The 21,712-nt window shown below is 67.8% G+C and carries 19 protein-coding genes; 11 read left to right on the forward strand and 8 right to left on the reverse strand.

All coding sequences use genetic code 11. From position 1 onward, the window contains the following. Positions 1-21 precede the first annotated feature (21 nt). Positions 22-1,077 (forward strand): LacI family DNA-binding transcriptional regulator, encoded by a 1,056-nt coding sequence (locus ACUZUJ_RS00250; RefSeq protein WP_430346819.1) that lies wholly within the window; start codon positions 22-24, stop codon positions 1,075-1,077. Positions 1,078-1,181: 104 nt separating this feature from the next. Here the strand turns inward: ACUZUJ_RS00250 and phhA are convergent, their stop codons facing one another. Continuing rightward, on the reverse strand, positions 1,182-2,075 hold the full coding sequence (gene phhA, locus ACUZUJ_RS00255; RefSeq protein WP_458220287.1) for a phenylalanine 4-monooxygenase: 894 nt from the start codon (positions 2,073-2,075) through the stop codon (positions 1,182-1,184). A gap of 125 nt (positions 2,076-2,200) precedes the next feature. On the opposite strand from phhA, the gene ACUZUJ_RS00260 reads away from it, so the two are divergent. Next, positions 2,201-2,686 (forward strand): Lrp/AsnC family transcriptional regulator, encoded by a 486-nt coding sequence (locus ACUZUJ_RS00260; protein ID WP_049446786.1) that lies wholly within the window; start codon positions 2,201-2,203, stop codon positions 2,684-2,686. Positions 2,687-2,725: 39 nt separating this feature from the next. Here ACUZUJ_RS00260 and ACUZUJ_RS00265 read toward each other — a convergent pair whose 3' ends face one another. Both ACUZUJ_RS00265 and ACUZUJ_RS00270 read right to left on the reverse strand, forming a co-directional pair. Then, positions 2,726-3,718 carry a patatin-like phospholipase family protein gene (locus tag ACUZUJ_RS00265; RefSeq protein WP_014035442.1) on the reverse strand — a complete coding sequence of 331 codons (993 nt, stop codon included), beginning with the start codon at positions 3,716-3,718 and terminating at the stop codon, positions 2,726-2,728. A 183-nt stretch (positions 3,719-3,901) separates the two neighbouring features. Continuing rightward, positions 3,902-4,915 (reverse strand): TIGR00266 family protein, encoded by a 1,014-nt coding sequence (locus tag ACUZUJ_RS00270; protein ID WP_119007387.1) that lies wholly within the window; start codon positions 4,913-4,915, stop codon positions 3,902-3,904. A 159-nt stretch (positions 4,916-5,074) separates the two neighbouring features. Between ACUZUJ_RS00270 and ACUZUJ_RS00275 the strand changes: the two genes are divergently transcribed. Continuing rightward, complete coding sequence (locus ACUZUJ_RS00275) at positions 5,075-7,345, forward strand: TonB-dependent receptor (RefSeq protein WP_049445741.1); 2,271 nt, start codon at positions 5,075-5,077, stop codon at positions 7,343-7,345. A 128-nt stretch (positions 7,346-7,473) separates the two neighbouring features. On the opposite strand, the gene ACUZUJ_RS00280 is transcribed toward ACUZUJ_RS00275, so the two are convergent. Then, positions 7,474-8,313, reverse strand: coding sequence for an acid phosphatase (locus ACUZUJ_RS00280; protein WP_049445739.1), 840 nt, complete (start codon positions 8,311-8,313; stop codon positions 7,474-7,476). Between the two features lie 260 nt (positions 8,314-8,573). Between ACUZUJ_RS00280 and ACUZUJ_RS00285 the strand changes: the two genes are divergently transcribed. Together ACUZUJ_RS00285 and ACUZUJ_RS00290 are read left to right on the forward strand one after the other, a co-directional pair. Then, entirely contained in the window at positions 8,574-9,452 is an 879-nt protein-coding gene (locus ACUZUJ_RS00285) for a hypothetical protein (protein WP_014035446.1), read from the forward strand. 11 nt (positions 9,453-9,463) lie between these two features. Further along, on the forward strand, positions 9,464-10,666 hold the full coding sequence (locus ACUZUJ_RS00290; protein ID WP_049445734.1) for a DUF4785 domain-containing protein: 1,203 nt from the start codon (positions 9,464-9,466) through the stop codon (positions 10,664-10,666). 51 nt (positions 10,667-10,717) lie between these two features. Here ACUZUJ_RS00290 and ACUZUJ_RS00295 read toward each other — a convergent pair whose 3' ends face one another. Beyond that, on the reverse strand, positions 10,718-11,539 hold the full coding sequence (locus tag ACUZUJ_RS00295; protein ID WP_049445731.1) for an ABC transporter ATP-binding protein: 822 nt from the start codon (positions 11,537-11,539) through the stop codon (positions 10,718-10,720). Positions 11,540-11,690: 151 nt separating this feature from the next. Between ACUZUJ_RS00295 and ACUZUJ_RS00300 the strand changes: the two genes are divergently transcribed. From ACUZUJ_RS00300 to ACUZUJ_RS00320, 5 genes are all read left to right on the forward strand, one after another. Then, positions 11,691-12,893 carry a DesA family fatty acid desaturase gene (locus tag ACUZUJ_RS00300; protein WP_119007384.1) on the forward strand — a complete coding sequence of 401 codons (1,203 nt, stop codon included), beginning with the start codon at positions 11,691-11,693 and terminating at the stop codon, positions 12,891-12,893. Continuing rightward, positions 12,890-13,222, forward strand: coding sequence for an EF-hand domain-containing protein (locus tag ACUZUJ_RS00305; RefSeq protein ID WP_014035450.1), 333 nt, complete (start codon positions 12,890-12,892; stop codon positions 13,220-13,222). The genes ACUZUJ_RS00300 and ACUZUJ_RS00305 overlap by 4 nt, the downstream gene beginning before the upstream one ends. 198 nt (positions 13,223-13,420) lie before the next feature. Continuing rightward, the gene (locus ACUZUJ_RS00310) at positions 13,421-14,263 is read left to right on the forward strand and encodes a hypothetical protein (protein WP_049445955.1); all 843 of its coding nucleotides are present in this window, start codon (positions 13,421-13,423) and stop codon (positions 14,261-14,263) included. Between the two features lie 76 nt (positions 14,264-14,339). After that, positions 14,340-15,152: a bifunctional DNA-formamidopyrimidine glycosylase/DNA-(apurinic or apyrimidinic site) lyase gene (gene mutM, locus ACUZUJ_RS00315; RefSeq protein WP_005421105.1), complete on the forward strand. Its 813-nt coding sequence runs from the start codon at positions 14,340-14,342 to the stop codon at positions 15,150-15,152. Positions 15,153-15,258: 106 nt separating this feature from the next. After that, positions 15,259-16,863 (forward strand): OpgD/OpgG family glucan biosynthesis protein, encoded by a 1,605-nt coding sequence (locus ACUZUJ_RS00320; RefSeq protein WP_049445726.1) that lies wholly within the window; start codon positions 15,259-15,261, stop codon positions 16,861-16,863. Positions 16,864-17,389: 526 nt separating this feature from the next. Here ACUZUJ_RS00320 and ACUZUJ_RS00325 read toward each other — a convergent pair. From ACUZUJ_RS00325 to ACUZUJ_RS00335, 3 genes are read right to left on the reverse strand one after another with little or no spacing between them, the layout of a single operon-like run. Beyond that, entirely contained in the window at positions 17,390-18,010 is a 621-nt protein-coding gene (locus tag ACUZUJ_RS00325; RefSeq protein WP_049445723.1) for a thymidine kinase, read from the reverse strand. Between the two features lie 9 nt (positions 18,011-18,019). Further along, positions 18,020-18,754 (reverse strand): SEL1-like repeat protein, encoded by a 735-nt coding sequence (locus tag ACUZUJ_RS00330; RefSeq protein WP_049445721.1) that lies wholly within the window; start codon positions 18,752-18,754, stop codon positions 18,020-18,022. After that, positions 18,751-19,422, reverse strand: a complete 672-nt coding sequence (locus ACUZUJ_RS00335) for an SEL1-like repeat protein (RefSeq protein WP_049445719.1) — start codon at positions 19,420-19,422, stop codon at positions 18,751-18,753. Before ACUZUJ_RS00335 ends, ACUZUJ_RS00330 begins: the two co-directional genes overlap by 4 nt. A 99-nt stretch (positions 19,423-19,521) precedes the next feature. On the opposite strand from ACUZUJ_RS00335, the gene ACUZUJ_RS00340 reads away from it, so the two are divergent. Beyond that, positions 19,522-21,498 (forward strand): UvrD-helicase domain-containing protein, encoded by a 1,977-nt coding sequence (locus ACUZUJ_RS00340; RefSeq protein ID WP_049445716.1) that lies wholly within the window; start codon positions 19,522-19,524, stop codon positions 21,496-21,498. Positions 21,499-21,712: the final 214 nt, after the last annotated feature.

The raw sequence follows: 21,712 nt of genomic DNA on the forward strand, positions 1-21,712 counted from the left end.
CCGACTTACCTGGTTCTATACATGTCAGTGCGAAATATTAGCGATGCCGCGTTGCCGGCATCGAAGGGCAAGGCTGCCACGATCAACGACATCGCACGACTGTCGGGAGTTTCCAAGAAAACGGTTTCAAGAATCATCAACAACTCGCCGCTGGTGCGCAAAGACACCCGCGACAAGGTCGAGGCGTTGATGCGCGAGGTCGGTTACGTGCCCGACCCGCTGGCGCGCGGACTCGCGTTCCGCCGCTCCTTCCTGATCGGCCTGGTGTACGACGACCCCGGTGCCCAATGCATTGTCGACCTGCAGCACGGCGCACTGGAAGCGCTGCGCGGCACCGGCTATGAGCTGGTGGTGCACCCGTGCAACAGCCAGGATCCGGACTGTGCGGACGGCGTGCGTCGCTTCGTGCAGCAGCAGAAACTGCATGGCGTGATCCTTGGCCCGCGCGCCTCCGAGTCGGTGGCGTTGGCGCAGATGCTGGACGCGATCGACTGCCGCTACATCCGCATCAACGCGCATGCATCGGAGGAAGACGTGCAGGCGGTGGTCACCCACGATCGCGATGGTGCCGCCGCGGCTGCGGGCTACCTGCTCTCGCTGGGCCATCGCGATATCGCGGTGATTGCGGGTCCGGGAGATCGTCGTAGCGCACGCGAGCGCACCCATGGTTTCCTCGATCGGCTGGCCCAGGTGGGGCTGACCCTGCCGGGCGAGCGCGTGCTGGAAGCGGGCGACACCTTCGAGTCCGGCGTGCATGCCGCCGAGCGGCTGCTGATGGGTGGACAACGCCCCAGTGCGATCTTCGCCGGTAACGATGAAATGGCCGCTGGCGTCTACCAGGTGGCATTGCGCGCGGGCATCGCGGTGCCGCAGCAGTTGTCGATCGTCAGCTACGACGACAGCCCGCTGGCCTCGCGGCTGTGGCCGCCGCTGACGTCGGTGCGCCGCCACGTCTCCGACATCGGCCGCATGGCTGCCGCGATGCTGGTGCAGACCGACGTACCGGAGGCGCCGACTGCGGCCAGCGTGCATCCGCAGCTGATGGTGCGCGGTTCCTGCCGGGCCGTGGACGGCTGAGTGCCCTGCCCTCGCCTGCGCCGTGGCAACGGTGCAGGCCGGTGGAAACGAGAACGGCGCACCAGGGTGCGCCGTTCCAGTGCGAAGCGGTGTGCGTTGCGCGCTTACACGTCGCCGCCGTCGGCCCAGCCTTCGCCCGTGCCGGCCTGGAATACGCGGTCATCGCCCTGCACTTCACCGGCCGGAAGATGCGCCTGGTCGGCCAGTGCTGCATAGATCGGGGTGAAGTCCGGTGACGTCGCCCGCATCAGCTGTTCGAAGCTGTCGATGACGAAGTAGGTCTTCTGGAAGGTATCGATGCGGTACCTGGTGCGCATGATCCGCTGCAGGTCGAAGCCGATGCGGTTGGGCGCGGCCGATTCCAGCGAGTACAGCGATTCGCCCTTCGACGACACGATGCCCGCGCCGTAGATGCGCAGGCCGTCGGGCGTATCGATCAGGCCGAACTCCACCGTGTACCAGTACAGGCGGGTCAGGTTCTGCAGCGCATCCGGGCCGATCGCGTGGGCTTTGACGCCGCCACGGCCGTACGCCTCCATGTAGTCGGCGAACACCGGGTTCATCAGCAGCGGCACGTGGCCAAACAGATCGTGGAACAGGTCAGGTTCGGCGATGTAGTCGATCTGGTCCGGGCGACGGATCCACCAGGTCACCGGGAAACGGCGGTTGGCCAGGTGGTCGAAGAAATCCAGTTCCGGCAGCAGGCCTTCAACGCCGACCAGGGTCCAGCCGGTGGCGGCGCCGAGCACTTCGTTGAGCTGGTCGAAGCGCGGAATCATGTGCGCGTTCATGCCCATCTCGTCCTGTGCATCCAGGAACTCCTGGCAGGCACGGCCGACCAGCAGCTCGCGCTGGCGCTGGTACAGCGTGCTCCAGGTGGCGTGGTCGTCGGCGCTGTAGGTGTCCCACGGCTGCTCGACGAGCGCGGTGGTATACACCGGCACGTAGCCCTTGTCGGTCTGCTGGTGTTCGACGCGGCGGGGCTGGGCGAGGTCCATGGGGCACTCCTTGACGGGATACCCACGATGCTAGGGCAGGGGGCGCGCAACAGGGTTGCAAAAGTTGCGTCGATTGGCCTTGTTGGCGCAATATCCTTGCGTACTCACCATGTTGCGGGGCAACAATGGCCGGAGAAGTCCAGTTCGATCGCACGGATATACGCCTGCTGGCTGAAATCCAGCGGGATGGGCGCGCCACCAACGCCGAGCTGGCGACGCGGGTGAACCTCTCACCCTCGGCCTGCCTGCGCCGCCTGCAGCGGTTGGAAAGCGAGGGCGTGATCGTCGGCTATGGCGCGCGGCTGGAGCCACGGCAGCTGCGCCTCGGCCTGCAGGCCTTCGTGCGCGTGCAGCTGGAAAAGCACGACCAGGCCGCCATCGGCCACTTCGTGGACAGCGTGCAGGGCTGGGATGAGGTGGTGGCCTGCCATGCGCTGACCGGCGACATGGACTATCTGCTGCACGTCTACGTGCGCGACCTGGAGCATTTCTCGCACTTCCTGCTGGACCGGCTGCTCAACGCCGGTGGCGTGGCCGATGCCAATTCCAGCTTCGTGCTGCGCACGGTGAAAGGCTTCCAGGCGTTGCCGTTGTCGCAGCTGGAGCCCTGAGCGGCCACCAGGCGTGCCCGGTGGCCTGGCATCAACGGATCAGCACTTGTCCTTGCGGCCCATCAGCTTGCCCAGGCGCGAAGCTTCCTCGCACTTCGGTGCGGCCACCGGCGCCGGTGCTGCTGCTGCGGCGCGCGCGCGCTGCAACTGCTGGATCTTCGCGCGGATCTGCGGCATGGCCGCCATCGCGGCCTTTTCACCTTCCAGGATCGCGGTGCCACGCTGGCTGAAATCGGCGGCGCCGATGTCCAGCACCTTCGGGCGGATGACGATGTCGGCGCGCGCCAGTTCCTGCTCGCCCAGGCGCTGGCCCATGATCGAGATGGACTGGTTGACGATGCCCAGCATGTCCGTCGGTGCCTTGCCGCTGGCCTTGCTGGAGATGTCCACGGCGATCACGAAGTCGGCGCCGAGCTGGCGCGCGGCATCCACCGGCACCGGGCTGACCACGCCGCCGTCGATGTAGTTGCGGCCACCGATCTTCACCGGTTCGAACACACCGGGAATGCTGCTCGACGCGCGCACCGCCTGGCCGACGTTGCCGCGCACGAAGATCGAGCGCTCGCCGGTTTCCAGCTGCGTGGCGACGGCGGCGAACGGCTTTTTCAGGCGCTCGGCGGGACGGTTGGCAACCTGCTCGTTGACGTAGTCCTGCAGCTTCTGGCCCTGCACCAGGCCACCGGAGAACAGGCGCACGTCGCGGATGCTGGCTTCGTCCAGCGCGACCGCCTTGCTCTGCATCTGGAAGGCGTCCATGCCGCTGGCATACAGCGCACCGACCACGCTGCCGGCGCTGGTGCCGGAAACCACGGCCGGCTCGAAGCCGTTGGCTTCCAGCATCTTGATCACGCCGATGTGGGCGAAGCCCTTGGCTGCGCCACCACCGAGAGCGATGCCGATCTTGATCGGCTTGGCCTGCGGCACCACGGTCGGCGCCGGCGGCGGCGTGGGACGGACCGGGTCGCCACCGCAGCCGGCCAGCAGGCCGATCAGGGCGACGGACAGCAGCATGCGGGGGCGGAACAGGCTCATCGGCAGTGCGCTCGCGGCGCCGGATTCAGGAAAGGGCGCCAGCATACCGAAGCTGTGGCGGGGCGGGCAGGGTGGGGGAGATCCCTATTCATAAAGGTAGTGCCGGCCGCTGGCCGGCAACCATTGGGAAACTGGCAACGGTCCACGGGGTTGCCGGCCAGCGGCCGGCACTACCGGAGGCGGTCAGAACCGGTTGTCGCCGTCCAGCATCCGGCCCAGGCCGCCCAGCACCGAGCCTTCGCCGCGGCTCTGGCCGCCGCCCTGCGGTGCGGCCATCCACATGCGGCCGGCCAGGCGCGAGAACGGCAGCGACTGCAGCCAGACCTTGCCCGGGCCGGTCAGCGTGGCCAGGAACACGCCTTCGCCGCCGAACAGCATGCTCTTGATGCCGGCCACCCGGCGCACGTCCATGTCCACGCTGGAGTGGTAGGCCACCACGCAGCCGGTATCCACGTCCAGGCGTTCACCCGCGGCCAGCTCGCGCTCGATCACGCAGCCGCCGGCATGGATGAAGACCCAGCCGTCGCCTTCCAGCTTCTGCATGATGAAGCCCTCGCCGCCGAACAGGCCGGTCATGATCTTGCGCTGGAACTGCACGCCGATCTGCACGCCACGTGCGCCGGCCAGGAAGCTGTCCTTCTGGCAGATCAGGCGGCCACCGTGCTGGTCCAGGCGCATCGCCAGCACCGTGCCGGGGTAGGGCGCGGCGAAGGCGACCTTGCCCTTGCCGTGGCCGGTCTGGGTGTAGACGGTGGCGAACAGGCTCTCGCCGGTCAGCACACGGCGGCCGGCGGCCATCACCTTGTCCATCAGGCCGCCGCTGCTGGCGGCGCCGCTGCCGAACACGGTGTCCATCTGCACCGTGGCGTCCTTGAACATCAACGCGCCTGCCTCGGCCACCGCACTTTCGCCGGGGTCGAGCTCGATCTCCACGAACTGCATTTCATGGCCGACGATGCGGAATTCGATATCGTCGGCACGATTGCCGGCGGTGTTGGAAGGTACCGGCGGCGGGGTTGGCTGGCCCGCACCCGGCGCACGCAGCTCGGCCACCTCGGCGGTCGGCGTCCAGCCCGCCATGCCCTGGCACCAGGCCAGCGCGCGCGGGTTGGCCTGCGCATAGCGGCGCGCGGCCTCGTCATCGAGGGGGCCGACGCGGTCGGCCTGGGCGGAGGCATGGAAGTACCACTGGGTCATTGCGGTGGCTCCGCGGCGCTGGAAAACCCCGAGTCTAGCGAGCGCACCGGGGGCAGGGCGACGGGGCCATGAACGGCCGGCATTTGCGGGGCAGGTGCTGTATTGCAACAATTATCTGGTAGCGCCGTTTTACCACCCCTCCAAACACAGCCTACCGCCATGTCCCCGACCCGCACTTCCCGTGGCCGATTTCCGGTCGCGCGCCCCCTCGTTGCCGCTCTTTCCGCCCTGCTGCCGCTGGTAGCAGCCGCCCAGGAAACCCCCGCTGCCAAGGATCCGGTTGCCCTCGACACCCTGCAGGTGACCGCGCAGCGCCGCGTCGAGAACGCCAAGGACGTGCCGGTCGCGGTCAGCGCGATCCAGGGCGAGAAGCTGGATGTGCTCGGCTCGGCCGGCGATGACATCCGCTTCCTGGCCGCACGCGTGCCCAGCCTCAACATCGAGTCGTCCTACGGTCGTGCCTTCCCGCGCTTCTACATCCGCGGCCTGGGCAACACCGACTTCGATCTCAATGCATCGCAGCCGGTGTCGCTGGTGTACGACGACGTGGTGCAGGAAAGCCCGCTGCTGAAGGGCTTCCCGCTGTTCGACCTGGCCAACGTGGAAGTGCTGCGTGGCCCGCAGGGCACGCTGTTCGGCCGCAACACGCCGGCTGGCGTGGTCAAGTTCGATTCGGCGCGTCCGTCGCAGGATGCCGATGGTTACATCCGCGTCGGCTATGGCAGCTACAACAGCTGGAACGTGCAGGGCGCCTACGGCGGCCCGCTGACCGACCGCTGGTCGGCACGCGTCTCGGCGATCTACCAGCGCCGCGATGACTGGGTCGACAACACCCGTGTCGGCGCCCCCAACAGCGGCTTCGAAGGCTACGACGAAGCCGCCGGCCGCGTGCAGTTCCTGTACGAAGGCGATGACTTCGAAGCGCTGTTCAACCTGCACAAGCGCAAGCTCAATGGCACCGCCCGCCTGTTCCGCGCCAACATCATCGAGAAGGGTGGCAACTCGCTGGTCGAGAACTTCGACCGCGACAAGGTGGCCAACGACGGCGTCAATTTCTCCGACCTGAAGACCTGGGGCGGCAGCGCGCGCCTGCAGTGGAACCTCGGCTCGGTGACCCTGCACTCGATCACCGGTTATGAAACCGCCGAATCGCTCAACCGCGGTGACATCGACGGTGGCTACGGTGCGGCGTTCCTCGGCGCCGGCAACTACGGCCCGGGCTTCATCCCGTTCTCGTCGGAGTCGGCTGACGGCCTGCCGCACCATCGCCAGTGGACGCAGGAATTCCGCATCGAGTCCAACGAGTGGGGCCGCTTCGACTGGCAGGCCGGCGTCTTCTACTTCGATGAAGACGTGACCATCAACAACTTCAACTATGACTCGCTGGCCCCGGGCAATCCGCAGACCGGCCACGTGGTGCAGAACCAGCGCAACAAGGCCTGGGCGGTGTTCGCTTCGGGTGACTTCGATGTCACCGACCGCTTCAAGCTGCGTGCCGGCGTGCGCTACACCCAGGACAAGAAGGACTTCAGCGCCAGCGTGCTGCAGGCCGTTCCGTTCGGCACCCCGGTCAGTGGCCCGTACCTGGCCAACACCGACGTCAACGACGTCAGCTGGGATCTGAGCGGCGTGTACAAGCTGACCGACGACATCAACGCCTATGCCCGCGTGGCCAAGGGCTTCCGCGCGCCGTCGATCCAGGGCCGCCTGGCCTTCGCCCCGGGCCTGTCGCAGGCCGATTCGGAGAAGGTGATCTCGTACGAAGCCGGCATCAAGGCTGATCTGTTCGAGCGCCGCGCGCGCCTGGGCCTGAGCGTGTTCCGCTACAACGTCGATGGCCAGCAGTTGATCGCAGTGGGCGGCACCAACAACACCGCCACCCTGCTCAACGCCGACAAGACCATCGGCCAGGGCGTCGAGCTGGACCTGGAGGCCTACCTGGCCGACAACGTCCTGCTGACCTTCGGCAGCAGCTACAACGACACCGAGATCAAGGACAAGAACCTGGCGGTGGCGATCTGTGGTGGTGGCTGCACCATCACCGACCCGACCACGGTGATCAACGGCCAGACCTATGCGCTGGTGAACGGCAACCCGCTGCCGCAGGCGCCGAAGTGGATCCACAACGCGACCCTGCGCGTGGGCTTCCCGCTCAGCGATGGCAGCGAGCTGTACGCCTACACTGACTGGGCCTACCGCAGCGCGGTGAACTTCTTCATCTACGAGTCGCCGGAATTCCGCGGCCGTAGTTCGCTGGAAGGCGGCCTGCGCCTGGGCTACAACTGGGATTACGGCCAGTACGACGTGGCGGTGTTCGGCCGCAACCTGACCAACCAGACCCGCGTGGTCGGCGCGATCGACTTCAACAACCTGACCGGCTTCCTCAACGAGCCGCGTACCTGGGGCGTGGAATTCACCGCGAAGTTCTGATGCGGTTGCTGCGTTGATGCAATGAAGAAGGGCCGGCGCAATGCCGGCCCTTCTGCTTTACACCCATCGGTTGCCGAATGGGGTCAGAGCCCTTTCCAGCGGAAAGGGATCCGACCCCGGATCGCCGCTTACAGCGCGCTCTGCGGGCGGATCTTCAGCACTGCATTCTCGGTGGCGCAGTCGCGGCTGGAGTGCAGGCCGGCCTTGCGCGCGGCAGCGATTTCCCTGCGTGCGGCCAGCAGATCCTTGTTGAAGGCAGCGTTGTCATGCAGGCGGGCCACGGCGGCCGCGCCCATGAAGCGGCCTTCGAGGATGTCGCTCTGCCAGTGCACGTTGCACACCAGGCGGCTCTCGCCGTAGTTGCGGCCACGGGCCTGGATGGCATCGGCGCGGTCCGGTGCGATCTCCGACAGGATCAGTGCCCAGGCCCAGCCGATCGAGGTGTGGCCGGACGGGTAGGAGCCGTTCTTGCGCAGGCCTTCCTCGTCCTTCGGCGAACAGGTCGGCTCACCGTTGACCATGAACGGGCGCGGGCGCTGGTAGTGGTTCTTGGCCGCCTTGGTGGCGGCACTGGCGTCGATCCGGCTGCGCTCGAGCAGGCGGTACAGCGCCGGGGTCTTCACCGCATCGACGTCGATGTCGGCGGCACAGGAGAAGTGGTTGGCGCCTTCGGGGAAGCCGAGTTCGGCATCGACGCCGGCCTGGGCGAAGCGCGGGCTGCCACGCAGCGCACGGGCTTCACGGCTGACCTGTTCGTCCAGGGCGAGGGCGGCCGAACCGGCGACTGGTGGTGCCGGCACCAGGTCGAGGCTGGCCGGTACCGCGCCCTTGTCGAGATAGCCCACCGCCTTGGTGGTGATGTTGGCTTCGACGGCGGTCGGCTTGGCGGCGGTGGCGGCGCAACCGGCCAGGGCCGCGGCAACGGCGAGGCCGAGCAGCGGGCGGGCAGGGTGGGAAATCAGCGACATGGGCAGGCTCCGGGCAGAAAACATCGCGCCATGATCGCAGCCCCCATACGACACCGCAGTGGCCATCGGTCATACGGCCAGACCCGGCATGGTCATCGCAGCAGTATGAAAAGCGTCATTGAGTGTCGTCAGTCTCCTGAATCCGGGCGCAGCGCACGGACTTTCACGCGGCCGCGCCATGAGCATCGGCACAACGGTGATCGACAGGCCGTCCAGTTCCAGCCGGGTCGGGGGGATCCGCTGACAGAGGGAGAGAAGCGATGCGCAGCACCGCAACAGGAAGTACCGTCCTGGCCCTGCTCCTCGGGCTGGCAACCGCCCAAGCGCAGGCCGCCGACGTGGTTGGCGTGGCCTTCGTGCATGGCACCGGCGCGCAGACCAATGCCACCCAGGACTACTGGCAGCCGGCGATCATCGACACCGTGCGCCAGGGCCTGCCGAACAGCAGCAACTACGTCGTCATCAACTGTGACTTCACCCAGTACATGTGGAAGCCGGAAGCCGCCGGCTGCCTGGCCAACCAGTTGACCAGCTTCATCGACAGCCGTGGCATCACCCAGCTGGTGGTGATCACCCACTCCAACGGCGGCAACGTGATGCGCTGGATCCTGTCCAACCCGACCTACGACAGCCGCTATCCGAAGATCATCCGCACGGTGCGCAAGGTCAACGCACTGGCACCGTCTTCGGCGGGCACGCCGTTGGCCGATGCGGTGCTCAACGGCAACACCTTCGAAACCTCGCTGGGCTGGCTGCTGGGCTACAAGAACGACGCGGTGCGCCAGCAGCAGGTGGCGAGCATGGCCACCTACAACGCGCAGAACCTGTACGGCACCGCGGGTCGCCCGGCGCTGCCCAAACCGTTCCGCGCCGTGGTCGGCAGCGACGTGGAATCGGCGGTGTGGGACAGCAACAGCTACTGCGGTGGCTACGCCGCCAATGTCGGCCTGGAGTTCACCCAGAACTGGCTGTCGTCCTGCTCCGATGGCTTCCTGGAGTGCAGCAGCCAGAAGGCCGCCGGCACCACCTGGTTCACCGACAAGCAGCGCACCAAGGATGCCGAGCCGCTCAGCCACAACCAGAGCCGCCGCGAGTGCTTCGGCCTCGGCACGATCCTGCGCACCGACCTGGCCCAGTGAGGAAGACGACCATGACGAACCATTCCACTCTGCTGGCCAGTGCGGTGCTGGCCGTGCTGTCCCTGTCCACGGCGCAGGCCGCGCAGCCGCTGCAGGCCGCCCGTGCAGGCGATCAGGTGCCTGCCGCATTGGTGGCCGCGCCGCTGCCGGCTGATGAAAGCGAACACGCACCGTTGTCGTTTGCCTGGGCGCTGGACCCGGCACAGCCGCTGCAGGCGGCCACGCCGTATGCCTCGGTCAGCCGCAGCTACTGGCAGCAGGTCGATGGCACGCAGCTGCAGCGCGGCCTGGACCTGCCGCTGACGGCGCCCGATGCGGTGATCCAGCTGAGCCCGGCCGCAGGTGCCCGCGCAGTGCCGGCCAACACCCTGCAGGTGCGCGATCCGGCTGGCCGCAGTAGCGTGGCGCGTAGCGTCGATGCGCGCGCGCTGCAGGATGCCGGCATGCCGGTGGGGGATGGCAGCAGCATGCTGCGCACCGGCGCGACCAGTGCGGCCGGTGCGTACACCCTGCAGAGCACGCAGGCGCAGGGCCGCTATGTGGTGCAGGTGCTGGAGCCGAACAGCCCGCTGCGGCTGGAAGTGCAGGCCAACCAGGCGCAGGTGCTGGCCGGTGGCAACGTGCAGCTGCAGGCACGCCTGCTGGAAGACGGCGCCACCACCGCGCAGCTGGCATCGCGTCGTGGCGGCCTGGGCGGTGAAGCCCTGCTGGTCGCGCCGGATGGCCGCAGCTGGCCGCAGCGCCTGCTGCGCACCACCGATGGCAGCCTGCGCGCGCAGGTACGGATCCCGGCCGATGTCGGCACTGTGCAGGGCCTATGGGAACTGCAGGTGTTCGCCCAGGCCGATGGCGTGCTGCGCGATGGCAAGGTGGCCTTCGCGGTGGCACGGCCGACCGCGCGCTTCAGCGGCCAGGCGGCACCGGACCCGGCCAGCCGCCAGGTGGCGCTGCCGCTGCAGGTAGCAGCGGCCGGACGCTATGAGGCGCGGGGCACGCTGTATGCCACGGCCCGCGATGGCCAGTTGAAGCCGGTCGCGCAGGCACATGCGGCCGCGTGGTTCGATGGCCCGGGCGCAGGCCAGCTGGTGCTGCCGTTCGACCAGGCTGCGTTGCCGGTCGGCTTCGGTGCGCCGTATGAGCTGCGCGACCTGCAGCTTCAGGACCAGAGCCGGATGGCGCCGATCGAGTCGCGTGCGCTGGCGCTGAAGTTCTGAGCGAGGGTGCAGTGGGCCGGGATATCCGGCCCGCTGCACTGCGCATGTCGATCACCCCGCATACGCGGTCAGCCGGCCTTCCTGCTCGATCACCGTGATCGCGCCGCCGAACACCGCCGACAGCGGTTCGTTGCGCAGCAGCTCGGCGCGGGTGCCGTCGGCCAGTACGCGGCCATCGCGCAGCAGCACCACCCGCTCGATCTCGGGAATGATCTCTTCAATGTGGTGGGTCACCAGCACCAGGGTGATGCCCTGCTGCGCCAGCACCCGCATGGTCGCCACCAGCTGCTCGCGGGCGACCAGGTCCAGCCCGGTGGAGGGTTCGTCCAGCAGCAGTGCCTGCGGCCGATTGACCAGCGCGCGCGCGATCAGCACGCGGCGCGTTTCGCCGGCCGACAGCTCGGCATAGGCGCGCTCGCGAAGGGACAGGGCGCCGGTCATCGCCAGTGTTTCGCCGACGCGCGTGCGCATGTCGGCGGTCACTTCGCGGAAGGCCGGCACCACGTAGCTGGCGAAGAAGCCGGACAGCACCGCCTGTTCCACGGTCAGCCCGGGCATGTCGGCCAGGTTGCTGCTGAGGTCGCCGGTGACGATGCCCAGCTGTGAGCGCAGCCGGTCCACCTGCCAGCGGTTCTGGCCCAGTACCTTCACCGCCACCGTGCCGTCGCCCTGGGCCAGCGGGTACAGCTCGCGGGTGATCAGCTTGATGAAGGTGGACTTGCCGCAGCCGTTGGGGCCTAGCAGGGCGGTGTGCTGGCCCTGCGCGATGCGCAGGCTGAGCCCGTGCAGCACCTTCACCTGGCCGCGCACCACGGTGGCGCGGTCCAGTTCGATCAAGGGGGGCAGCTCCGCGACGGGCGGGGCGGCGGTCATGGCGCTGGCGCGTGGATCAAGGCTCGACAACTCAGGTCCCCAACTGTGAACGGTGCCACGGATGGCGATGGGATTCATCGCCGCAGGGATGCAGTTTGCAACGCAAGCGCCCATCATGTCTGCCATCCCCGCGTCGATCCGGAGAGCTGCCATGCCTGATGCCCTGATGTCCCTGTTGACCGGTGGTGTGCTCGGCCTGGGCTGGTGGGCCATGCTGGTGGTGTTGCTGGTCTTCACCCAGATCACCATCTTCTCGGTGACCCTGTACCTGCACCGCAGCCAGGCCCATCGCGGGGTCGATTTCCACCCGGCGCTGGCCCATGTGTTCCGCTTCTGGCTGTGGCTGACCACCTCGATGATCACCCGCGAGTGGGTGGCCATCCATCGCAAGCACCACGCCAAGGTGGAGACCGAGGACGACCCGCACAGCCCGGTTACCCGCGGCATCGGCAAGGTGTTCTGGCACGGCGTGGAGCTGTACCGGGAAGCGCGCGGCATGCGCGCGGACATCGAGCAGTACGGGCGCGGCACCCCGGACGATGCGATCGAGCGCCACCTGTATACCCCGCACGCGACGCTGGGGCCGGTGCTGCTGCTGGTGATCAACAGCGTGCTGTTCGGTCTGCCCGGCGTGGCCCTGTGGGCGATCCAGATGGCGTGGATCCCGTTCTGGGCTGCGGGCGTGGTCAATGGCCTGGGCCACTGGTGGGGCTACCGCAACTACGAGTCGGCCGATACCTCCACCAACCTCACGCCGTGGGGGGTCTGGATCGGTGGCGAGGAGCTGCACAACAACCATCATGCCTTCCCCAGTTCGGCGCGCTTCGCGATGCGGCGCTGGGAGTTCGACATCGGCTGGAGTGCGATCCGCCTGCTGCAGGCGCTGCGCCTGGCCAGGGTGCTGCGGGTGGCGCCGGCCATGGACGTGCGCCCGAACATCGCCGTGCCCGACGCCGAGACCCTGAAGGCGCTGCTGTCGCACCGCTTCCAGGCGATGACCGATTACCAGCGCAATGTGTTCATGCCGGCCCTGCGCGAGGAAGCCGTACAGGCTGGGGCCAAGCTGCGCCGCCTGCTGCCGCGCCGGCTGCGCCGCGGCCTGGTCAACGATGGCCGCTGGCTGAAGCCGGACAGTCGTGCCCAGCTCAGCGAATGGGTGGCGCAGCGCCCGCGCATCCGCACCCTGGTCGAGTACCGCGCGCGGCTGGCGGCGCTGCTGGAAGCCCGCGGCCACGATGCCGCCGAGCGCCTGCATCAGCTGCAGGCGTGGTGCCGCGAGGCCGAGGAAAGCGGTATCGCGGCGTTGCAGGCCTACGCCGCACGCTTGAAGGGCTACAGCCTGGTGGGCGCGTGAGGGCAGGGTACGGGCTTCTGCTGGCGGCGTTGCTGCCGGGCGCGGCGCTGGCCCAGGTCACCGATACCGCCAGCTATCTGCAGCGGATGGACAGCGATGGCGACGGCAGGGTTAGCGAGGCCGAGTACGTGCAGTGGATGCTGTATGCCTTCGACCGCATGGACCGCAATGGTGACGGTGTGCTGACGGCCGAGGAGCTGCCCGGTGGCAAGGGCAGGGTGATCAGCCGCGAGCAGCAGCGGCAGGTGATCGTGCAGCGCTTCCACAAGCAGGATGCCAACGGTGATGGCTTCCTGGATGCGCGCGAACTGGCAGCGCCTCCGCGCTAAAGATTCCCGGCGTGCTGCCGATGGTGGGTTCGACGCGATCCCGGGAACCGGTCGATCCGCACGGGTAAGGCGAGCTGGCATGTCGACCGCGATGGATCGCGGTAGGGGGAAGGACATGGAAGGGAGTGCTGTGCCATTGCGATGATCGATGCCGAACGGAATCGCCTGCACTGGCCCGACACGACCCAAGGATCCCCCATGAAATCGAACCCACCGCTGCTGGCGGCCGCGCTGCTCGGCAGCCTCGTCATCGCCTCGCCTGTGCTGGCCAATGAGCCGCCCCCAACCACCCCGTCCGACACGGCGACGGCTGCAGACGTTCCCGCAGCTGATGCCGGTGCTGTCGCCGTCGTGGAAGACACGGCGGCGGCCACCGTGGCGGAGGTGCCTGCCTGGCAAGGCCGGGTGCCGTTGAGCGTCAAGCTGCAGATGGGCGCAGATGGCCAGCCGGTCGGCGACAAGACGCTGCGCCTGGTGCAGCGTTCCACCACCGGCAAGCTGGTGGCCGCGCAGGTTGCCGTGTCCTTGTTTTCCGGCACGCTCGGTGGCAGCTCGTTCAAGAAGGATCAGCTGAAGGGAACCCGGGTCGAGACTGTTCCGAACCCGGCCTTCGGTTACCTGCAGGACCAGGTGCGCCTGCGCCTGGCCGAATACTTCACCGCGCATCCGGGCGCTGTGCCGGCAGAGGTCCGGCCGGTGCAGATCACCGCCGATGGCTTCACCCTGATCTACAAGGAACTGGGCGATGCCGATACCCAGTACGAGCTGCGCCAGACCCAGCACGTCGGCTTCCCGTATACCCGCAAGCTGCTGCGCCTGGTCGGTGGCGAAGGCGTGCAGTGCCAGGTGGACGAGCCGGTGGCCGCACCCCTGGAAGCTTGGCAGGCCGACGACTACGCCTTGGTCAAGCAGACGGCCGAGCGCTACAGCGACCAGTGCCTGGCCCGGTTCGTGGAAACGCTGCCGTCGCTGTTCCCGGACCGTTCCGCCGCTGCCGCACCTGTCCCGGCGGAGCCTGCGCGCGCCGGGCAGGACGCCTGACACCCGTCGAAGCCGGGGATCATTCCCCGGCTTCGACGGCCAGGTGCCGGCGGCAGAGCAGCGATAGAATCCCTGCATGCCTGAACTGCCCGAAGTCGAAACCACCCGCCGCGGCCTGGCGCCGCACCTGCAGGGCCGCCGCGTGCACGGGGTGATCCTGCGCCGCGCCGACCTGCGCTGGCCGATCCCACCGGAAGTGGCCGAGCTGCTGCCGGGGCAGCGCATCGAGGACATCCGGCGGCGCGCCAAGTACCTGCTGCTGGACACCGCCATCGGCAGCGCGGTGCTGCACCTGGGCATGTCCGGCAGCCTGCGCGTGCTGCCCGGCGATACCCCGCTGCGTGCGCACGACCACGTCGACATCAGCCTGGACAACGGCCGCCTGCTGCGCTTCAACGACCCGCGCCGCTTCGGCAGCCTGCTGTGGCAGCCCGCCGGTGAGATTCACCCGCTGCTGCAGGGGCTGGGCCCGGAACCGCTGGACGACGCGTTCGACGGCGACTACCTGTTCGCCCGCAGCCGTGGCCGCAGCGCGCCGGTGAAGACCTTCCTGATGGACCAGGCGGTGGTGGTGGGCGTGGGCAACATCTACGCCGCCGAGAGCCTGTTCAAGGCTGGCATCAGTCCGTTGCGCGAGGCGGGAAAGATCTCGCGCGAACGCTACCAGCGGCTGGCCGACGCGGTGAAGGAGATCCTGGGCTACGCCATCACCCGCGGTGGCACCACCCTGCGCGATTTCATCAGCCCCGATGGCGCGCCGGGCTACTTCGAACAGGAACTGCTGGTGTACGGCCGTGACGGGCTGCCCTGCCCGAACTGCGGCCGTGCGCTGAAGCACGCCACCATCGGCCAGCGTGCCAGCGTCTGGTGCAGCCACTGCCAGCGCTGAGCCGGGCCGCCAGCGGCAGCTGAACGGGCAGGGCGCGTCTCCGCTGCCCGTTAACGTTTGTCTGCCTATGATGGCCGACCTTCCTCCCTGTGCCTGACGCGCCTGCATGCAACGACGCGACTTCATCCGCAATGCCTCCCTCGCCCTGGCTGCATTCGGCCTGCCGTCCCTGCCCGCGTGCGCGGCCAGCAAGAGCGGCCAGATGGGCCTGCGCCGCCTCGGCCAGCCGCAGCCGTTCGACTTCGCCACCCTGAAGGGCCAGGCGCGCGCGCTGGCGCAGGCGCCCTACAAGAGCCACAAGCGGGTGCTGCCGGGCCGCCTGGAGGGATTGGACTGGGACCAGTACCAGTCGATCGGCTACCGCCAGGACCATGCGCTGTGGGCTGACCAGCCGGGCAAGTTCCAGGCCAAGTTCTTCCACCTGGGCCTGTACTTCCATTCGCCGGTGCGCATGTTCGACGTGGTCGACGGCAAGGCGCAGGAGCTGGCCTATGACGGCGCGGCGTTCAACTACGGCAAGAGCGGCATCAAGGATGGCGAGCTGCCGGCTGACCTCGGCTTCGCCGGTTTCCGCCTGAACACCCGCAAGGATACCGACCGCGACTTCGCCGCCTTCCTCGGCGCCAGCTACTTCCGCGCGGTCGGCAAGGAAGGCCAGTACGGCCAGTCCGCGCGTGGCCTGGCGATCGACACCGGCATGGGCAAGCCGGAGGAGTTCCCGGACTTCATCGCCTACTACCTGGAACAGCCGTCGGCCGATTCGGAGACGATCGTGGTCTACGGCCTGCTGGATTCGCCCAGCGTGGCTGGCGCCTACCGCTTCGCGATCACCAATGGCGACGTGCTGTTGATGGACATCGACAGTGCGCTGTACCCGCGCAAGGCGATCGAGCGGTTGGGCATCGCCCCGTGCACCAGCATGTACCAGGTGGGCGAGAACGACCGCCGCATGGCATGGGACTGGCGCCCGGAGATCCACGATACCGATGGCCTGTCGCTGTGGACCGGTGCCGGTGAATGGATCTGGCGGCCGCTGCTGAACCCGCGCAACCTGCGCTTCAACATGTTCGTGGACCGCAACCCGCGCGGCTTCGGCCTGCTGCAGCGCGACCGCAACTTCGACCATTACCAGGACGACGGCGTGTTCTACGAGAAGCGCCCGTGCCTGTGGGTGGAGCCGAAGGGCGAATGGGGCGAGGGCTCGGTGCAGCTGGTGGAGATTCCCACCGTGGACGAGACCTTCGACAACATCGTGGCGTTCTGGAACCCGAAGGAAAAGCCGCAGCCGGGCCAGGAGCTGCTGGTCGGCTACCGCCTGTACTGGGGCGCCGAACCGCCGGCGCGGCCGCCGCTGGCGCACTGCGTGGCCAGCCGTACCGGCCTGGGCGGTGTGGTTGGCAAGAAGCGCGAGTACTTCAGCTGGCGCTTCGCGGTGGACTTCGAAGGGGGCGAGCTGGCCAGCCTGATCGACAAGGGCGAGGTCGAGGCGGTGGTGGAAGCCAGCCGTGGCCGGGTCGAGATCGTGTCGGCGCGCCCGCTGCGCGAGATCAACGGCTATCGCGCGATGTTCGACCTGGTGCCGCCGGAAGGCAGTACCGAGCAGATCGACATCCGCCTGTTCCTGCGCAGTGGTGGCAAGACGCTTACGGAGACCTGGCTGTACCAGTACACCCCGCCGCCGGCGGGCGCGCCGGAGCGCACGCTGTACTAAGTGGGTTTATCGGCAGGGCTGCGCCCTGCACCCGCAGAGGCTCCAAGCAACGGCAACAGCCGAAGCAAAAGCCGGCATTCCGTGGGTAGGCGGGGTGGGTCCGGTGGTGGGAGACGCCGTAAACCCGTCCATGGGGGCTTGGCCGCGGCATCCATGCCGCGGACACTCCCGCCACCGGACCCACCCCGCCTTCGACAGATCTCCGCGATCTGTGGGAATTGCTCTGGGGGTCAGATCCGTTTCCCGAAGGAAAACGGATCTGACCCCCGGAATTTCATTCGATATCTGACAGATGTGTCGACCAAGGTCGACACCTACCAACAGCCGTGGGGATCTGACAGAGGTGGGGCGGTGTGGGCCTGCAGGACCGTTGGCGCCATGGATGGCGCCATCGAGCCCCCAGGGATGGGTTTACGGCGTGTCCTGCAAGCCCACACCGCCCCGCCATCCCACGGGATACCAGCTTTTCGCTGTTGCTGTTGCGTTGAGCAGGTGCAGGGCTGCAAGCCCTGCAAAAGAACACCCCTTACAGCGGCAGGGGTGCCTGCGCCGGATCGATCCGTCCTTCGCCGCGGGTGATCTTCTTGAACTCGGCACGGCTGACCGACACGTAGCGCTCGTTGCCACCGATCTCCACCTGCGGGCCGTCCTGCACGGCGTGGCCATGCTCGTCCACGCGCACGGTCATCGTCGCCTTCTTGCCGCTGTGGCAGATGGTCTTGATCTCCTGCATCTCGTCGGCCCAGGCCAGCAGGTACTGGCTGCCCTCGAACAGCTCGCCGCGGAAGTCAGTACGCAGGCCGTAGCACAGCACCGGAATGCGCAGCTGGTCGACCACTTCGCTGAGCTGCCAGACCTGGGCACGGGTCAGGAACTGCGCCTCGTCCACCAGCACGCAGCCCATCGGACCGTTGGCTGCCAGATCCTGCTCGACCCAGTGCTGCAGGTCGGTATCGCGGTCGAAGGCCATGCCATCGGCGCGCAGGCCGATCCGCGAAGCGACAACGCCGGCGCCGGCACGGTCGTCCAGGCGCGGGGTCAGGATCGCCACCCGCATGCCGCGTTCGCGGTAGTTGTGTGCGCTCTGCAGCAGGGTGGTGGTCTTGCCGGCGTTCATCGCCGAATAGTAGAAGTAGAGCTTGGCCATCGGCCAATTCTAGTCGCCACCCGGCCCGCCGTCGCGGATCTGCCGCGGTGCACCGATCTCGATGCTGGGCCGCAGCCGGGTGTTCTGCCAGATCTGTTCCTGCAGGCACCAGTAGGCCGCCGGTTCCCAGAAGGCATCGCGGTAGTAGTCATCGCCGGTGACCGGCCGGTTGGCCTCCGGCCCCTCGCCCAGCGCCATGCGCAGGCCCGGGTTGACGAAGCCGGTGCGGCTGCCGGTCATCGCATTGCGGGCGGTCCGCAGCGCGGTTTCCATGCGCGGCTTGGCCACGGCATCGCCGTACTGCGCGTACAGCGCAGGGCCTTCGGCCAGCACCCGTTGGCGCTGCCCCGCATCCAGCCGTTGCCAGTAGCGCTCGCGTTCAACCAGCAGGTCGCGGTAGCCGCGCTCGGCGGCCAGGTCCATCCAGATGTAGGCCAATACCGGATCGGCGTCGATGCCGATGCCTTCCTGGTACATGCGGGCAACCAGTGACTGCGAGAACTTGTCGGCGTACAGGCTGGCGCGCTGGAAGCGCAGCCGCGCCTGTGCAGGCTTGCCACGTCGCCACGACAGCTGGCCCAGGTCGCGCCAGTACAGGTCGGGATGGGCCTGCAGGAAACCCTCGGTCAGCAATGCCGACGGAATCGACGCGACCGGGTCGGGCGTGCAGGCGCTGGCGGCGGCGTACCCGGGCGCCAGCAGTGCCAGCGCTAAGGCAACGATGGCCTGGCAGGCGCGGGTCATCGCCCCGACCTGGCCAGTTCCTCGTCCTGCCATTGCCGGTAGGCCACCGGATCCCAGTAGCGGGCCAACTGGTGCTTCTCCGGTTGCAGCACACGGGACCCGGCATCGCCGCGGCCCTGACTGCGCATGGCGCCGCTCCAGCCGGCGCGGCTGCCGGTCTGCTGCATGCTGCCGGCCCGCAGTTCGCGTTCCAGCCGCGGCGTGGCGGCGGGGTCGCCGAACTCGGCGTACAGCGCGCGGCCCTCGCGCACCGCGCGCTCGCGTTCGTCGGCGGACAGCGCCTCCCAGAAGCGTTCGCGCTGCACCACCAGCCACTCGGTGCCGCGCTCGGCCGCTAGGTCCATCCACGCGTAGCCCAACGCGCGGTCGACCGGGCCGCCTTGCCCGTTCCACAGCATGTCGGCCAGCGCTGCCTGTGACAGCTTGTCGCCGTAGCGCGCGGCGTTGCGGAAGTCGTTGCGGGCTTCTTCATGGCGGCCCCGTTCGCGGGCCTGCATGCCGAGCCCACGGAAGCGCAGGTCCGGATGGTAGACAAGAAACTCGTGCGACTGCAGCACGATCGTTTCATAGGCATCGGCGGGCGGCGCCGGGCTGGACCCGGCCGCAGGCAGGGCCAGCAGGCCCAGCAGGACGGCCGCCAACGGGCGGGCGATGATGCTCAGGGACATGGACCACGCTCCTGTGTTCCGGTGCCGATTCAATACCTTACGGCCGGGCGCCATGCAAGTCAGGTGGGCCTGCCGGCACCCCGCTACAATCCTGTCCCCATGCACGGTCTCAATCCTCCTCAAGCTGCCGCGGTCCTGCACATCGAAGGCCCGTTGCTGGTGCTCGCCGGCGCCGGCAGCGGCAAGACGCGCGTGATCGTGGAGAAGATCGCCCACCTGATCGGCTGTGGCCGCTACCCGGCCCGCCGCATCGCCGCGATCACCTTCACCAACAAGTCGGCCAAGGAAATGCGCGAGCGCGTGGCCAAGCGCCTGCGCGAGCAGGACGCCGACGAGGTGACCATCTGCACCTTCCATGCGCTGGGCCTGAAGTTCCTGCAGATCGAACATGCCGCCGTGGGCCTGAAGCGCGGCTTCTCGATCTTCGATGCCGATGATGCCGCCGCGCAGATCAAGGACCTGATGTACGGCGCCAAGCCCGATGACATCGAGGACATGAAGAACCTGGTGTCGCGCGCGAAGAACGCCGGCCTGTCGCCCGAACAGGCGATGGCTGCCGCGCGCAGCAACCGCGAAAAGGAAGCGGCCAGCGTCTACGAGCGTTACCAGCTGCGGTTGACCGCGTTCAATGCGGTCGACTTCGACGACCTGATCCGTCTGCCGGTGCAGATCCTGGAAGAGAACCCGGAGATCGCGCTGGCCTGGCGCGAGCGCATCGGCTACCTGCTGGTGGACGAATGCCAGGACACCAACGACGCACAGTACCGCCTGCTCAAGCAGCTGGCCGGTGACAAGGGCAATTTCACCTGCGTCGGCGACGATGACCAGTCGATCTACGCCTGGCGCGGCGCCAACCCGGAAAACCTGCAGCAGATGGGGCGCGACTACCCTGCGCTGGAAATCATCAAACTGGAGCAGAACTACCGCTGTTCCAACCGCGTGCTGCGCGCGGCCAACGCGTTGATCGCCAACAACCCGCACGAGCACCTGAAGAAGCTGTGGAGCGACCAGGCCGACGGCGAGCGCATCCGCGTGTGGGAATGCCGCAACAGCGAACACGAAGCGGAAAAGGTTGCGGCCGAGATCGCCTTCGTGGCGCAGTCGCGCAACGTGCCGTGGAGCGATTTCTGCATCCTGTTCCGCGGTAACTTCCAGTCGCGCCCGCTGGAAAAAGCGATGCAGCTGCTGCGCATCCCCTACCACCTGACCGGCGGCACGATGTTCCTGGAGCGCCAGGAAGTGAAGGACACGCTGGCCTGGCTGCGCCTGCTGGTGAACCCGGACGACGACACCGCGTTCATGCGTGCGGTGCAGTCACCCAAGCGCGATGTCGGTGCCGGCACGCTGGCCAAGCTGGCTGAACTGGCGCAGGAAAAGGACATGCCGATGGCGCAGGCCGCCGAGGCGATCGGCGCCCTGCAGCAGTTGCCGCCGCGTGCGGCCAACAGCCTGGCGCGCTTCACCGACATTCTGCGTGACCTGCGCGCGCAGACGCGCCAGATCAGTTCCGGCGACATGATCCGCAAGGTGGCCAAGGAATCAGGGTTGTTGAGTGAGCTGCGCCAGCAGGCCAAGGAAGAGGCCAGCTACCAGCGCCGTGCCAACAACATCGAGGAACTGGCTCAGTGGTTCGAGGGTGGCCCGCGTGGTGCCACTGCCGCCGACCTGGCCGGCCAGCTGGCGCTGCTGTCGCGCAGCGACAAGGACGAGGGCGGCAACCAGGTACGCATGATGACCATGCACGCCTCCAAGGGCCTGGAATTCCCGTACGTGTTCATCGTCGGCTGCGAGGACGGCGTGCTGCCGCACCAGGTCAGCCTGGACGAAGGCAACCTGCAGGAAGAGCGCCGCCTGCTGTACGTGGGCATCACCCGCGCCAAGATCCAGTTGTGGATGAGCTACAGCAAGCTGACCCGCAAGTTCGGCGAGCACGTGCGGTTGAAGCCGAGCCGGTTCTTCGAGGAGATTCCGGCCGAGGAGATCCAGCGCGATGGTGCGGATCCGGTGGCCGATGCGGCGCGGAAGAAGGAGCGGGCGACGGCGGGGTTGGCGGCGATCGAAGCGTTGTTCGATTGACCGGCGAACGGCGCAGCCCCTCGTGGTTGGCGCCGTTCGCAGTGCATTCGTGGTGGGCCGGGCGGGTGGGCCGGGCGGGACACGCCGTAAACCCGTCCATGGGGGCTCGGCCGCGGCATCCATGCCGCGGACGGTCCCGCCCCAGCCCACCCGCCCGGCCCCTGACAGGTTCCGTGCGCGCCAGCCACGGAAAAGAAAACAGAAAATCAAAAGC

It is taken from the genome of Stenotrophomonas sp. S4, from assembly GCF_054187805.2.